The sequence below is a fragment of the Streptomyces sp. NWU339 genome (assembly GCF_003143855.1).
Lineage (GTDB): Bacteria > Actinomycetota > Actinomycetes > Streptomycetales > Streptomycetaceae > Streptomyces.
This window is the reverse complement of the sequence record NZ_QFRK01000004.1, coordinates 124126-138019: the sequence shown is the minus strand read 5'-3', so window position 1 is coordinate 138019 and position 13894 is coordinate 124126. Positions and strand designations below refer to the sequence as shown.

Here is a 13894-nt window from a genome sequence, read left to right as displayed (position 1 = left end):
GGCAAGAGCGGCCGGACACCAGCCGCCGACCGGTCACTGGAGACCGGCGTGGCGCACATGCATGGAGGACGTGACGTGGCGAACGACGCCAGCACCGTTTTCGACCTAGTGATCCTCGGCGGTGGCAGCGGTGGTTACGCCGCGGCCCTGCGCGGGGCGCAGCTGGGCCTGGACGTCGCCCTGATCGAGAAGGACAAGGTCGGCGGTACCTGCCTGCACAACGGCTGCATCCCCACCAAGGCCCTGCTGCACGCGGGCGAGATCGCCGACCAGGCCCGCGAGAGCGAGCAGTTCGGTGTGAAGGCCACCTTCGAGGGCATCGACATGGCGGCCGTCAACAAGTACAAGGACGACGTGATCTCGGGCCTGTACAAGGGCCTGCAGGGTCTGATCGCCTCGCGCAAGGTGACCTACATCGAGGGTGAGGGCCGGCTGTCGTCGCCGACCTCCGTCGATGTGAACGGTCAGCGGATCCAGGGCCGCCACGTCCTGCTGGCGACCGGCTCCGTGCCGAAGTCGCTGCCGGGCCTGGAGATCGACGGCAACCGGATCATCTCCTCGGACCACGCCCTCGTCCTGGACCGCGTGCCGAAGTCCGCGATCGTGCTGGGCGGCGGCGTCATCGGCGTCGAGTTCGCCTCCGTGTGGAAGTCCTTCGGCACCGACGTCACGATCGTCGAGGGCCTCAAGCACCTCGTCCCGGTCGAGGACGAGAACAGCTCGAAGCTGCTGGAGCGCGCCTTCCGCAAGCGGGGCATCAAGTTCAACCTGGGCACCTTCTTCCAGAAGGCCGAGTACACCCAGGACGGCGTCAAGGTCACCCTCGCCGACGGCAAGGAGTTCGAGGCCGAGGTCCTCCTCGTCGCCATCGGCCGCGGCCCGGTCTCGCAGGGCCTGGGCTACGAGGAGGCCGGGGTCGCCATGGACCGCGGCTACGTCCTCGTCGACGAGTACATGCGCACCAACGTCCCGACCATCTCCGCCGTCGGCGACCTCGTCCCGACGCTCCAGCTGGCGCACGTCGGCTTCGCCGAGGGCATCCTGGTGGCGGAGCGGCTGGCCGGTCTGAAGGCCGTCCCGGTCGACTACGACGGCGTGCCGCGGGTGACGTACTGCCACCCGGAGGTCGCCTCCGTCGGCATCACCGAGGCCAAGGCCAAGGAGATCTACGGTGCGGACAAGGTCGTCGCCCTGAAGTACAACCTGGCGGGCAACGGCAAGAGCAAGATCCTCAAGACCGCCGGCGAGATCAAGCTCGTCCAGGTCAAGGACGGTGCCGTGGTCGGCGTCCACATGGTCGGTGACCGCATGGGCGAGCAGGTCGGCGAAGCCCAGCTGATCTACAACTGGGAGGCGCTGCCCGCCGAGGTCGCGCAGCTGATCCACGCCCACCCGACCCAGAACGAGGCGCTCGGCGAGGCCCACCTGGCCCTCGCGGGCAAGCCCCTCCACTCCCACGACTGACGCCTTCGGTCACGGGCACGACGACACAGACTTCCGCACTTTTAAAGGAGCAACCGAAACCATGGCGGTTTCCGTAACCCTTCCGGCGCTCGGTGAGAGCGTCACCGAGGGCACTGTCACCCGCTGGCTGAAGGCCGAGGGCGAGCGCGTCGAGGCCGACGAGCCGCTGCTCGAGGTCTCCACCGACAAGGTCGACACCGAAATCCCCGCTCCGGCCTCCGGCGTGCTGTCCTCCATCAAGGTCGCCGAGGACGAGACCGTCGAGGTCGGTGCCGAGCTGGCCCTGATCGACGACGGCAGCGGTGTCCCGGCCGAGGCTCCGGCCCCGGCCGCCGAGCAGCCGGCCGCCCCGGCCCCTGAGCCGGCCGCCGCGGCCCCCTCCACCGAGCAGGCCGCCCCGGCACCCGCTCCCACCGCCGAGACCGCCGCCGGCGGCGGCACCGCCGAGGGCACGGACGTGGTCCTGCCCGCGCTCGGCGAGTCCGTCACCGAGGGCACCGTCACCCGCTGGCTGAAGTCGGTCGGCGACAGCGTCGAGGCCGACGAGCCGCTGCTCGAGGTCTCCACCGACAAGGTCGACACCGAGATCCCGGCGCCCACCTCCGGTGTGCTGCTGGAGATCACGGTCGGCGAGGACGAGACCGCCGAGGTGGGCGCGAAGCTCGCCGTCATCGGCGCTCCGGGTGCCGCCCCGGCGGCCGCTCCGGCACCGGCGGCTCCGGCCGCCCCGGCGCAGCCCGAACCCGCCCCGGCTCCGCAGGCCGCTCCGGCTCCCGCGCCGGCCGCCCCGGCACCGGCTCCGGCTGCCCCGGCTGCCGCTCCGGCCGCCCCGGCCCCCGCCGCCCCGCAGGCCGCTCCGGCCCCGGCTGCCGCTCCGGCCGCCGCGCAGCCGACCGACGAGGGCGCCTACGTGACCCCGCTGGTGCGCAAGCTCGCCGCCGAGCACTGCGTCGACCTGTCCACCGTCAAGGGCACCGGCGTCGGTGGCCGTATCCGCAAGCAGGACGTCGTCGCCGCCGCGGAGTCCGCGAAGGCCGCCCCCGCCGCGGCTCCGGCCGCCGCTCCGGCCGCGGCGAAGCGGACCCCGGTCCTCGAGGCCTCGCCGCTGCGCGGCCAGACCGTGAAGATGCCGCGGATCCGCAAGGTCATCGGCGACAACATGGTCAAGGCGCTGCGTGAGCAGGCGCAGCTGTCCTCGGTCGTCGAGGTCGACGTCACCCGGCTGATGAGGCTGCGGGCGCGGGCCAAGGAGTCGTTCGCGGCTCGCGAGGGCGTCAAGCTCTCCCCGATGCCGTTCTTCGTCAAGGCCGCCGCCCAGGCGCTGAAGGCCCACCCGGCCGTCAACGCCCGGATCAACGAGGCCGAGGGGACCATCACCTACTTCGACACCGAGCACATCGGTATCGCGGTGGACTCCGAGAAGGGTCTGATGACCCCGGTCATCAAGAACGCCGGTGACCTCAACATCGCCGGTATCTCCAAGGCCACGGCCGAGCTGGCGGGCAAGGTCCGGGCCAGCAAGATCACCCCGGACGAGCTGTCCGGCGGGACCTTCACGATCAGCAACACCGGTTCGCGCGGCGCGCTGTTCGACACGATCATCGTGCCGCCGGGCCAGGTCGCGATCCTCGGTATCGGTGCCACGGTCAAGCGTCCGGCCGTCATCGAGACGGAGGAGGGCACGGTCATCGGCGTCCGCGACATGACCTACCTGACCCTCTCCTACGACCACCGGCTGGTGGACGGTGCCGACGCGGCCCGTTACCTGAACTCGGTCAAGGCGATCCTGGAGGCGGGCGAGTTCGAGGTCGAGCTCGGCCTGTGATCCACGGCCGCTGATCCACGACCGCTGATCCCGGTCACCGGTGCCCCCGTCCGGAGCTTCCCAGGCTCCCGGGCGGGGGCACTGTCGTGGGCACGGCGTGAGCCGCGCCGTATGCGCCGTGTAAGCCTCGTCTCACCTGGGCGAAAGCACCCCGTGCGCCCCTACGGGACGGTGTGTCAGCCGTATTGTCTAAGGGTCGATCGCCCTCAAGGGTCCTGTCCGTCGTCCGTCCGCCGCCCCTCGACGGGGCCTTTCGGGCGGCTGCCCCGGATTCACGAACCCTGTCCAAGGAGCACTCATGACCGCGCCCGTCGTCCACTCGCTGCGCGAACAGATCCGCGAGCACATCCTGGAAGGGATCATCAGCGGGCGCTGGCAGCCGGGCGAGCGGATCGTGGAGCGGCGGATCGCGACCGAGCTGGAGGTCAGCCAGACGCCGGTGCGGGAGGCGCTGCGCGAGCTGGAGTCGCTGCGGCTGATCGAGTCGGCGCCCAACAAGGGCGTGCGGGTGCGGAACCTGTCGGCCGCCGACCTGGAGGAGAGCTACCCCGTACGGGCGGGTCTCGAGGCGATCGCCGCCGAGCTGGCGGCGGAGCGGCTGGCGGAGGACTGCTCGGCGCTGGAGCCGCATGTCGCCGCGCTGTACGAGGCCGACCGCACGGCCGACGGCACGGCCCAGGTGCGGCACACGGTCGCCTTCCACCGTGAACTGGTCCGCGCGGCCGGCAACTCGGTGCTGCTGCACACCTGGGAGGGCCTGGGCATCGAGGTCTTCACGGCCCTGTCCATCCGCTGGCTGGGCACGGTCCAGCAGTCCTACGCCGAGGAGCACGAAGAGCTGGTCGCGGCGTTCCGGCGGCAGGATCCGGACATCGGCCGCCTGGTGAAGGAGCACGTGCTGGGCTGCGCGCCGCACGCCGCCGACACCCCCGCCTGATCTCCCGTCCCCACCCGTTCCGGTCCCGGCACCGTCCGTCCGGTCCATCCCGTCTCGCCACGCCGGGCGAAGTTGTCGAAACGTGCCGATACTGGTGAGAACCGTGTCGTTCTCCAGGGTGGCGAGCAACGCCCCCGTCGGCCGGTGGTGGAGGCCGTGTGATCCCGCCACAGCTGTCCTCCGTGGTCCCAGGGTCCGCCGGGTCCGCCCTGTCCTTGACGCGCAGCGCCGTGACCGCGACGGTGTCGGCGGTGCGGTCCCTCGCGCAGGGTCTGGCCGCCGTCCCGGCGGCGCTCGCGTCGACCGGGCCGGTGCCGCAGCCGCGTGTGCCCGGCTTCTGGCGAACCCCGGGAGGCGTGCAGATCGCGGTCCGGCGGCTGGGACGGCCCGGTACGGCAGCGGCGGCGCGCGGGCTGGAGGCCACGCTGCGCCAGGTGCCGGGGGTGAGCCGCGCGGAGGTGAACGGCACGCTGGGGTGCGTGTACGTGGGCTGCGGGCCGAAGACCGACCTCGCGGCCGTCGCCGACGTCGTCGCGGCCGCCGACGCCGCCGCCGGGGAGGTCCCGCGTGCCGGGGCGACGGAGCGGCGCCCGGTCGGCTACCCCGGGGCCGCACGGGCACGGGTCGGCGCGGCCGTCCGGCTCGGCGCCGGCCTGGTGGCCGTGGGGGTGGCGTCGGTGGGCGACGCGCTCAGGCTGCCGGGGCTGCACCCGGCGGTGATGTCGGTGATCCAGTTCGCGGAGTCCGCGCCACCGCTGCGCGACGGCATCGCGCGCCGGATCGGCGAGAGCGCCACGGAACGCGGCTTCGCCGGGGCGAACCTGCTGGCGGGCACGCTGTCCTTCCGGCCGCTGGGCGTCACGGTGACCACCGTGCTGGCCGCCGCCCGGTATGCGGAGGTGCAGGCGCGCCGTGGGGCATGGGCGGACTGGGCGCACAGGCTGGGCGGGCACGAGGGTACGTACCGCCACGACGCGGTACCGGGTCACGAGCGCCCGGCGCCGCTGCCGCCGGGCCCCGGCGAGCGGTACGCCAACGTGGCGGCACCGGTGGCGCTCGCGGCCTACGGTCTGACGTCGGTCGGCACGTTCGGTCAGGACCGTGCGCTGTCGCTGCTGATCGCGGGGACACCGCGCGGTCCCCGGTTCGGACGGGAGGCGTTCGCCTGCGCGGCGGGCCGGGCCCTTTCCGAGCGGGGGGCGCTGGTGCTGCGGCCGGAGGTGCTGCGCCGCCTGGACCGGATCGACACGGTGGTCCTCGACGCCCGCCTGCTGGCCGGCCGCGACTGGACGATCGAGGGCGTACTGCGCCTGCCACCGCCCGGCGGCCGGCCGGAGGGCGGCGGCCCGGCGGACGACGGGCCGGACGACGACGAGATCCACGTACGGATCCACGAGCTGATCGAGCCGGACGGTCCGGCAGGAAGGCGTCGCCGGCACGGCGCCGGCCCCCTGGCGCCGAAGCGGCGGGACGGCTGGGAGCTACGGCCGTTCCCCGGCCCGGAGACCGGCTCCGACGACACCCTCGGCGGCCTCGTACCCGCAAAGACGGCCGCGCGGGCCCGGCAGTGGGCTGAGGAGGGTGCGCAGGTCGTGCTCGTCCTGCGGGCGGGCACGCCGGTGGCCGCGGCCGCGCTGGTCCCCCAACTGCACCCGCTCGCCCACCACTTGGTGCGCGCTGCCCGGGCGTGCGGTGAGGTGCGGCTGGTGGGCGGGCCGCCCGGGCTGCACCTCCGGTTCGGGCTCGAGGAGGCCGTGCCCACCGGGCACCGGCGTACGGCCGCCCTGGTGCGCTCCCTCCAGGCGGAGGGGCACGGGGTCGCGGTGGTCTCGGCACGGACCCGCCGTGCCCTCGCCCGCGCGGACCTGGGCATCGGGTCGGTCGGCGACGTCGGTGTCCCGCGGCACGTGCCGTGGGACGCCGACGTCGCCGCCCCGCCCGATGTCGTCCACCTGCTGCTGACCGCCCTGCCGGAGGCCCGGCGGATCGGCCGGCTGTGTGTCCGGCTGGAGGGCGCCGGCGCGGCGGCGGGCTCGGCGCTCGCCCTGCTCGTGCCCCGCCCGCAAGCCTGGGCGCGGGCCCGCCTGGTGGCCGACGGGGTGAGCATCGCCTCGGTCGCCGCGGGCTTCTGGGCGGGGTGGCGGCTGCGCGGGCGTCCGGCCCCGGCGGCCGCCGAACGCACACCCTGGCATGCCATGGCGGTACGCCAGGTGATGTCCCGGGTCGGCACCTCGTCCCGGGGACTGGACGAGGCCGAGGCCGCCCGGCGCGGGCAGTTCGAGGGCCGTGACCGGCACGAGGGCGCCGGCACCCTGGTCGGCCGGGTCGTGGAGGAGCTGGCCAATCCGCTCACGCCCGTCCTGGCGATCGGGGGCGGTGTCTCGGCGGCGCTCGGCTCCGTGCTGGACGCCGTGCTGATCGGCGGGGTGCTCGGCGTGGACGCGCTGGTCGGCGGGGTGCAGCGGCAGCAGGCCGACAACGCGGCCGAGCGGCTGGTCGAGGCCACCTCGGTGCGGGTGCGGGTGCGCCGCCCCGGACAGGCGGAGCCGGTGGAGACGGCCGGCGAGCACCTGGTGCGCGGGGACCTGATCGAGCTGCGGGCCGGGGACTCGGTCCCGGCGGACTGCCGGGTGGTGCGGGCGCAGGGTCTGGAGGTGGACGAGTCCAGCCTCACCGGCGAATCGCTGCCCGTCGTCAAGAGCGCGGCGCCGACCGCGGCCCGGGCGGTCGCGGACCGCACCTCGATGCTCTACGAGGGCACGACGGTGGCCGCCGGCCAAGCGCTGGGCGTGGTCGTCGCCACCGGGACCGCCACCGAGGCGGGCAGCGCGGCCGAGGTGGGCCCCGAGGGCGGGCCGCCGGAGAGCGGGGTGGAACGGCGGCTGAAGGCGCTGGGCCGGTGGTTCCTGCCGCTGTCCGTCGCCGCGGGGGTCGTCCTCTTCGCCATCGACCTGCTGCGCAGACGACCCCTGGGAGCCGCCCTGGGGGCCGCGGTCAGCCTGTGCGTGGCGGCCGTACCGGAGGGGCTGCCGTTCGTCGCCACGGTCGCGGAGCTGGCCGCGGCCCGCCGGCTGTCCGCGCGCGACACCCTGGTCCGCAGCGCCTCCACCATCGAGGCGCTGGGCCGCACCGACGTGCTGTGCTTCGACAAGACCGGCACGCTCACCGAGGGCCGGATCAGCCTCCAGCAGGTCTCCGACGGCCTGCGGCGCGAGGGTCTCGGCCGGCTCACCCCGGCGCTGCGCCGGATCGTCGCCGCGGCCGCCCTGGCCGGTCCGCCGGGCGCGGCCGCGACGCTCGCCCATCCCACCGACCGGGCCATCGCCGGCGGGGCCGAGTCGCTCGGCGCCGCCCCGGCCCGGGCCGCCGGGCTCGGTACGGACGTCTGGGAGCGGCTGGCCGAGCTGCCGTTCGAGCCGGGGCGCGGCTACCACGCCGTGCTGGGGCGGTCCGACAGCGAGGCGCGGATCGTGGTCAAGGGCGCGCCGGAGGTCGTCCTGGCCCGCTGCGACCGGATCCGCCGGGACGACGCCACCGAGCCGTTCGACGAGCGGTTGCGCGCGGAGACGGAGGCGGAGATCGACCGGCTGGCCCGGCGCGGCCTCAGGGTGCTCGCGGTCGCCGAGCGGGTCCTGCCCGCGGGTGCGCCGCGGGACGACACCGCCCCCGCCGGTCCGGGGGACCTCGGCGACGAGGTCGTCGACGGGTTGTGTCTGCTGGGCCTGCTGGGCCTCGCGGACCCGGTGCGGCCCACCGCCGCGCAGAGCGTGGGCCGGCTGTCGCGGGCCGGGGTGCGCATCGTCATGCTCACCGGCGACCACCCCAGCACCGCCGCCGCGATCGCCCGGGAGCTGCGGCCCGAGGAGGAGCCGCGCCTGATGACCGGGGCGGAGCTGGACGCCCTCGACGACGCGGCGCTCGCCGGGACGCTGCCGGACATCACGGTGTTCGCCCGGGTCACCCCGGCGCACAAGGTCCGTATCGTCACCGCGCTGCGTTCGGCCGGCCGTACCGTCGCCGTCACGGGCGACGGCGCCAACGACGCGCCCGCCATCCGGATCGCCGACGTCGGCATCGCCCTCGGCTCCCGGGCCACGCCGGCGGCCCGCGCCGCCGCCGACATGGTCGTCACCGACGACCGGATCGAGACCATCGTCGACGCCTTCGTCGAGGGCCGGGCCATGTGGGGCTCGGTGCGCAGGGCGCTGGGCATCCTGCTCGGCGGCAATCTGGGGGAGATCGCCTTCACGCTGGCGACCACGCTGTTCACCGGGCGCAGTGCGCTCAACGCCCGCCAGCTGCTCCTGGTGAACCTGCTCACGGACATGCTGCCCGCCATGGCCATCGCCGCCCGGCCGCCCGCCGACCACCCCGACCGGCTGCTCGCGGAGGGCCCGGAGGCCTCGCTCGGCAAGGCCCTGATCCGCCACATCCGGCTGCGTGCCGCCGTCACCACGGCGGCGGCCGCGGCCGCCTGGATCGTCGCCCGGGCCACCGGCACCCGGGGGCGTGCCGACACGGTCGCCCTGGTCGCCCTGGTGACCTCCCAGCTGTTCCAGACGCTCCAGGACGCGGGCCGGGATCCGGTGGTGGCCGCGGCCGCGGTGGGGTCCCTGGTGGTGCTGGGCGTGGTGGTGAGCGTGCCGGGGCTCAGCCACTTCTTCGGCAGCCGGCCCCTGGGCCCCGCGGCCTGGACGATCGCGCTGGCGTCGGCGGCGGGCTCGGTGCTGGTGCCCCTCGCGGTCCGGGGCGCCGCCGGCACGCTGAAAAAAGTTCACCTGCAGCACACCCGTGTGCGGTCTGCTGGATGACGTGAGGGCCGACAAAGGAGTCGTACCCGGCACGACGCACACGAAAGGCGGCGGACCATGCCGCACATCTTCACCACGATCCTGACCCAGGTGGCGGTCGCCCTGCTCGAGGCCGCCGTGGTCCGACTGGCCGTCCAGCTCTGGAAGGCCTTCGGCACGAGCGGGCACCCGGCGGCCGCACCCGCCTGAGCGACCCCCGAACCGGTTTGCCTGAATTGTCCGTTCGGGCGGGTTTATTCGCGCGCATCGATGAAACACGGCCAGGAAGAGCCCTCGCCACTCGCGCCGCACGGCAGGAGAGGAAGAGATGACTTCCCCAGGTCCACAGACCCAGCCACCGCAGCAGCCGGCCCCGCCCCAGGCCGGGACCCAGACCGCGGAGACCCGCGCTCCGGAACCACAACAGGCCCCGGCCGAGCGCCCGGAGGAGAAGCGGACGGGCGGCAAGCTGCTGCAATTCCGCACCGCGCACGCCCGGGTTCCGATCCCCTACGTGACCCCGGGGGACATGTTCTCCGACGCCCGCAAGGGCGCACCCGCGTCCACGGCCACGTCCCTGCTCCCCTCGCCCCGCAAGCTGGCCTTCTACGGCCTCCTCGGCGCCATGGCCGTGGTCGAGGCCGTGGAGTGGCCGATCGCGGTCGCCGTCGGCGCCGCCACCGAAGTGATCACCCGTGAGCAGGCCGCACGCCAGCGCGCCGAACACGAGCGCATCGAGCGGGGCCGCGCCGAGCGGGACCAGGGCCGACAGGTCGCCACCGAGCGGACAGAGCCCGGGGGGCCCGCGCAGCCGGCGATGGCCTGACACGTGTAGCCCTGCCCCGAACGTCGGGGGGATCCGAACGCCGTCCACGGCGGCTGCTTCATCCTCTCGGCGGCGCTCGGGGTCTTCGGCGGGTACGGATACCGCTGCATGGATCCCATGGCCCCGGCAGCGCGGACGCCGCGGCCGGCTGTCCGTCGGTGGATCGATGCGGCCAGGTGAGCGGCGGCTTCGTGGGGATGCGGCGGTCGGCATCCGGTAGGACCTCGGCGGGCGTTGTCCCGTGGGCTGACCGGCCTGGGATGATCTTGGAGTTGATCGTGCCGGACAGGGGGATCGCTCGGGTCGTCAGCGCCGCCGTCGTACCCGGGGCACCGGTACCCGATCGAGGTCATCTCCCACCGCGTGGGGCGGTCCGTCCGCTTCCCGCTCGGCTTCCGCAAGCCCGGGAAGCTGCTGCCCGCCCGCGGCGTCCTTGTCTCGCACGAGACGGTCCGGCGCCGGTGCGCGACGTTCGGGCAGGGCTACGCCGACGGCCCGCACCGCCGGCGTGGGCGGCCGGGCGACACGTGGCACCTGGACGAGGTCTTCGTCAGGATCAACGGTGAGTCGACGTACCGGTGGCGGGCCGTCGACGCCGCCGGCACCGTGCCCGGCCTCCTGGTCCAGAACCGGCGGGACCAGGCCGCGGCCCGGCGGTTCTTCCGCCACCTGCTGAAGACGACCTGCTCGGTGCCGCGGGTGGTGGTCACCGACCAGTTGCGCTCCTGCGGCGCGGCCCACCGCGCGGTCCTGCCCTCGGTCGGGCACCGCTGGCACCGGGGCCGGAACCACCGGGCCGCGAACAGCCACCAGCCGACGAGGCAGCGCGAACGCGCCCGGAAGGGTTTTCGCTCCGTCGGCGGGGCGCGGCGGTTCCTGGCCGCGGTCGGCGGGATCTTGCCGCACGTCCGGCCCGGCCGCCACCGGGTGACTGCCCCCGACTACCGTGCCGAGACGACCCTCCGCTGCGCCCTCTGGGATCGGGTCACCGGCGGCGTGGCTGGCGAGGCTGTCGCACAACTCCTGCCCGGTGAAGGTCAAGAGCGATTCGCTGTTCGGTTCCGGCCGCCGGGCAGACATCGGAATCTTGGCCTGTGGGGCGGAACTTCCTGTTGTGCGACCGTGAACGTGATCTTGAGATGCCGCGGAATGTACGGGAGTGGCTGCCGCCCGAGCACCTGTGCTGGAAGGTGCTCGACGCCGTCGGAGAGCTGGATCTCTCGGCGTTCGAGGACAGCTACCGTGCCGATGGGCAGGGAGGGGCCGCTTACCCTCCCACGAACCAGGTCGCGCTGATCCTGTATTGCTACAGCAAGGGAATACGGTCTTCCCGCCGCATCGAGCAGGCCTGTTGGGATGACGTGGGCTGCCGGGTCATCACCGCGAATCGCAGGATGGACCACTCCACCGTGGCGCGGTTCATCCGGCGCCACCGCGATGCCCTGAACTCGCTGTTCGTGCAGGTGCTGGCGCTGTGCGGCCGGCGGGGGCTGGTGGACCTCTCGGCGGTGGCCGTGGATGGCTCCCCGATGGACGCGAACGCATCCCGCGACGCCAACCAGCGCCTGCACCGYCTTGAGGCGATCATCTCCCAGTGCGACGACGAGATCAACGCGCTGATGGACGACGCACTCGTCCATGCGCGGAGCGTGGAGGCCGACGACTCCGCAGCAGCCGACAGCGACACCGCCTCCAACGACTGGCCTCGTTTGTCCCGGCTGTGCGACCGGCTCACGCGAGCCCGCACGGCCAGGGAGAAGGTGTACGAACGGGCCCGGCCCTCACCGGGCGAGACCAAGCTCAAGGTCGAGGCCGCGGAGCGGATGGTGGCCCGGGCCGAGCAGCGCCTGGCCGCGGAAACCGCGGCTCACCAGGCAAAACTAGAGAAGTACGAAGCCCGGGCCGGGGCGGACCGGGCGGCGGGCCGCCGCGGGGCGAACGGCCGGCCGCCGGTCCCGCTGGAGCACAAGACCGTCCTGGTGCGGCAGCGGGCCCGGCTGGTGAAGGCGCGGGCCTGGTTGGAACGGGCCCGCACCCCCCGGCCGGTCCCCTCACCGGAGGCCCGTGCCTGTCTGAGTGACCCCGACTCTCGGCTGATGCTCAGCAAACGCGGCGGCTACCTGCAGGGATACAACCTGCAGATCACGTGTGCCCGCCGCCAGCTCCTGCTGGCCATCGAGGTGCACGACAATCCCTCGGACACCACGGCCCTCGTCCCGATGGTGGCCAAGACCCGGCACAACCACCAGGCCGCCGGGCTTCCCGGTGACATCCAGCTCTGGCTCGCCGACAGCGGATACGCCTCCACCGCCGCCTTCGAAGCCCTCACCGACCTTCCGCTGCTGGTCTCGGTCACCAGCGAAGCCCACCAGGCAGGCCTTCCCGCGAAGCGCCGACACGCCCGCGCCGGCCAGCACGCGATGGCCGCCCGCCTCGCCACCCCAACCGGTCGGGCCCAGTACCGGCAACGCAGTGCCCTGGTCGAGCCGGGATTCGCCCAGCTCTTCCAGCGATTCGGGCGCCACCTCAACTACCGCGGCCGCCCGGCCGTGGACGCCGAGATCAAGCTCCTCGGCACGGTCCACAACCTCAACAAACTGCTCAGCCACACGGCCAGAACTCGCTCTTGACCTTCACCGGGCAGGAGTTGTGCGACAGCCTCGCCGTGGCCGCGCGGACGTTGCGAAACCCCCGCCGCACCCGGGCCGGGGTGAGCCGACGCGGTGCGGCAGGCCGTTCCCAGGGGCGGCGCAGGTCCTCGGCGAGCGGCCGGGCCAGACGGAGCTGGGTGTGGGCGGCGATGATCAGCCAGGTCCACAGGTCGGCGGTGTCCGCGTGGCGGACCTTCGGGGCGGTCCAGCCCAGGGTCTGCTTCATCAGCCGGAAGGTGTGCTCCAGGTCGAATCTGCGCAGGAACACCTGCCACCAGCGGTCCACGTCCGCCGGTGCGGCGGCGGTGGCCGAGCACCACAGCCAGACCGGTTTCGGGTCGCGGTCACCGGGCAGGCGCTCGACCTTCAGGCGGATCAACGTGCCGTGCAGGATGGGGAGTTCTTCCTTGGCGTGGGCCAGCCAGGGGCCGCGGTGGGTGAGCCGGGGGTGCATCCGGTCCCAGGCCGTCGCGGTGGCCGTGCCGTAGCGGGTGGTGTCCGTGGCGGTCGTGACATCCGGCTCGTGCCAGCTGTCGGGCTTCTTGAACGTGAGGACGCCGCCATGCCGGCGGGGACGCCCGCCCCGGGGGCCCGACCGGGCAGGGCCAGGGTCACGGAGCATGACCCGGTCCGAGCGCAGCCGTCCGACCAGCACGACGGGAAGGTCGGCGAGAGCGTGGGTCAGGTAGGCGACGTCGTAGCCGGAGTCCATCACGATCACGATGTCCGGATCGCCCGGTGCCCAGTGGCCTGCGCTCGTCAACCGCTCGATGACATTGCGGAGTTGGGCGGCTGTGACAGTGGTCGCGTCGTCCGCCGGCCCGAGCCGTACGGCGTCCAGCAGAGCGACCCAGGAGGTGCGGCCGGACTCCAGGGCGGCGACGAAGGAGTAGGGCCAGCCGGGCACCAGCTGGTCCGAGCTGCGGTCGCCGCGTCCGTAGACGTGGCAGAACAGCCGCTCGTCGCTGGTCGGCGCGTCCGGGCGGAGCCAGTTGCTGACGTCCACCGCCAGCACGATCCGCCCGTCGGCCGCCCTCGGTAGCGGCAGCCCGGCCAGCGTGCGGCGCAACCGTGCCGGTTCCAGCCGGCCCCGGTCCAACGCAGCGTACAGGGCGCCGTGCCCGCGCCGGTGCTCGGCCGCCAGCGACAGTTCGACCAGGGTTTTCACCGGCCCGTCCGCGCACAGCACCGCGTCGGTGAGCTCGAAGAGTGCGTCCGCGCGGGAGTAGAGGCAGTCGTAGAACTCGACCCGAAAGCGGGACAACACGCCCAATGCCTCGCCTGCGGGCGCCTCGGCGGGGAGACTCATACGCAGCGGCCGTTCTCTCGTGCTTCGTTACTCGACATCTCGAAGCGTGAAGAACGGCCGCGTCATGTGCCGCCGGTTCCCGGGGATCTCAG

General features: G+C 73.7%; 7 protein-coding genes and 2 pseudogenes. 8 read left to right on the top strand and 1 reads right to left on the bottom strand.

Translation table 11 applies throughout. The annotated features are described in order from the left end of the window. Positions 1–75: 75 nt before the first annotated feature. The 8 genes and pseudogenes from lpdA (at position 76) to DIZ27_RS07060 (ending at position 12472) form a co-directional block, all read left to right on the top strand. Positions 76–1464 carry a dihydrolipoyl dehydrogenase gene (lpdA, locus tag DIZ27_RS07090; protein ID WP_181383414.1) on the top strand — a complete coding sequence of 463 codons (1389 nt, stop codon included), beginning with the start codon at positions 76–78 and terminating at the stop codon, positions 1462–1464. Positions 1465–1525: 61 nt separating this feature from the next. Continuing rightward, positions 1526–3289, top strand: coding sequence for a 2-oxoglutarate dehydrogenase, E2 component, dihydrolipoamide succinyltransferase (gene sucB / locus DIZ27_RS07085; RefSeq protein ID WP_109377447.1), 1764 nt, complete (start codon positions 1526–1528; stop codon positions 3287–3289). A gap of 298 nt (positions 3290–3587) precedes the next feature. Continuing rightward, positions 3588–4226 carry a GntR family transcriptional regulator gene (locus tag DIZ27_RS07080; RefSeq protein WP_109377446.1) on the top strand — a complete coding sequence of 213 codons (639 nt, stop codon included), beginning with the start codon at positions 3588–3590 and terminating at the stop codon, positions 4224–4226. 230 nt (positions 4227–4456) lie between these two features. After that, positions 4457–9037 carry a cation-translocating P-type ATPase gene (locus DIZ27_RS07075; RefSeq protein WP_258308276.1) on the top strand — a complete coding sequence of 1527 codons (4581 nt, stop codon included), beginning with the start codon at positions 4457–4459 and terminating at the stop codon, positions 9035–9037. Positions 9038–9094: 57 nt separating this feature from the next. Continuing rightward, on the top strand, positions 9095–9226 hold the full coding sequence (locus DIZ27_RS46890) for a hypothetical protein (RefSeq protein ID WP_258308275.1): 132 nt from the start codon (positions 9095–9097) through the stop codon (positions 9224–9226). A gap of 118 nt (positions 9227–9344) precedes the next feature. Further along, positions 9345–9842: a hypothetical protein gene (locus tag DIZ27_RS07070; protein WP_109377444.1), complete on the top strand. Its 498-nt coding sequence runs from the start codon at positions 9345–9347 to the stop codon at positions 9840–9842. 339 nt (positions 9843–10181) lie between these two features. Continuing rightward, positions 10182–11138: pseudogene (locus DIZ27_RS48695) on the top strand (IS6 family transposase); the annotation flags it as partial. After that, positions 11033–12472, top strand: a complete 1440-nt coding sequence (locus DIZ27_RS07060; protein ID WP_375231938.1) for a transposase — start codon at positions 11033–11035, stop codon at positions 12470–12472. The pseudogene DIZ27_RS48695 and the gene DIZ27_RS07060, both read left to right, overlap by 106 nt. On the opposite strand, the pseudogene DIZ27_RS07055 reads toward DIZ27_RS07060, so the two are convergent. Then, a pseudogene (locus DIZ27_RS07055) lies at positions 12471–13802 on the bottom strand (NF041680 family putative transposase); the annotation flags it as partial. The gene DIZ27_RS07060 and the pseudogene DIZ27_RS07055 sit on opposite strands and share 2 nt — an antisense overlap. Positions 13803–13894: the final 92 nt, after the last annotated feature.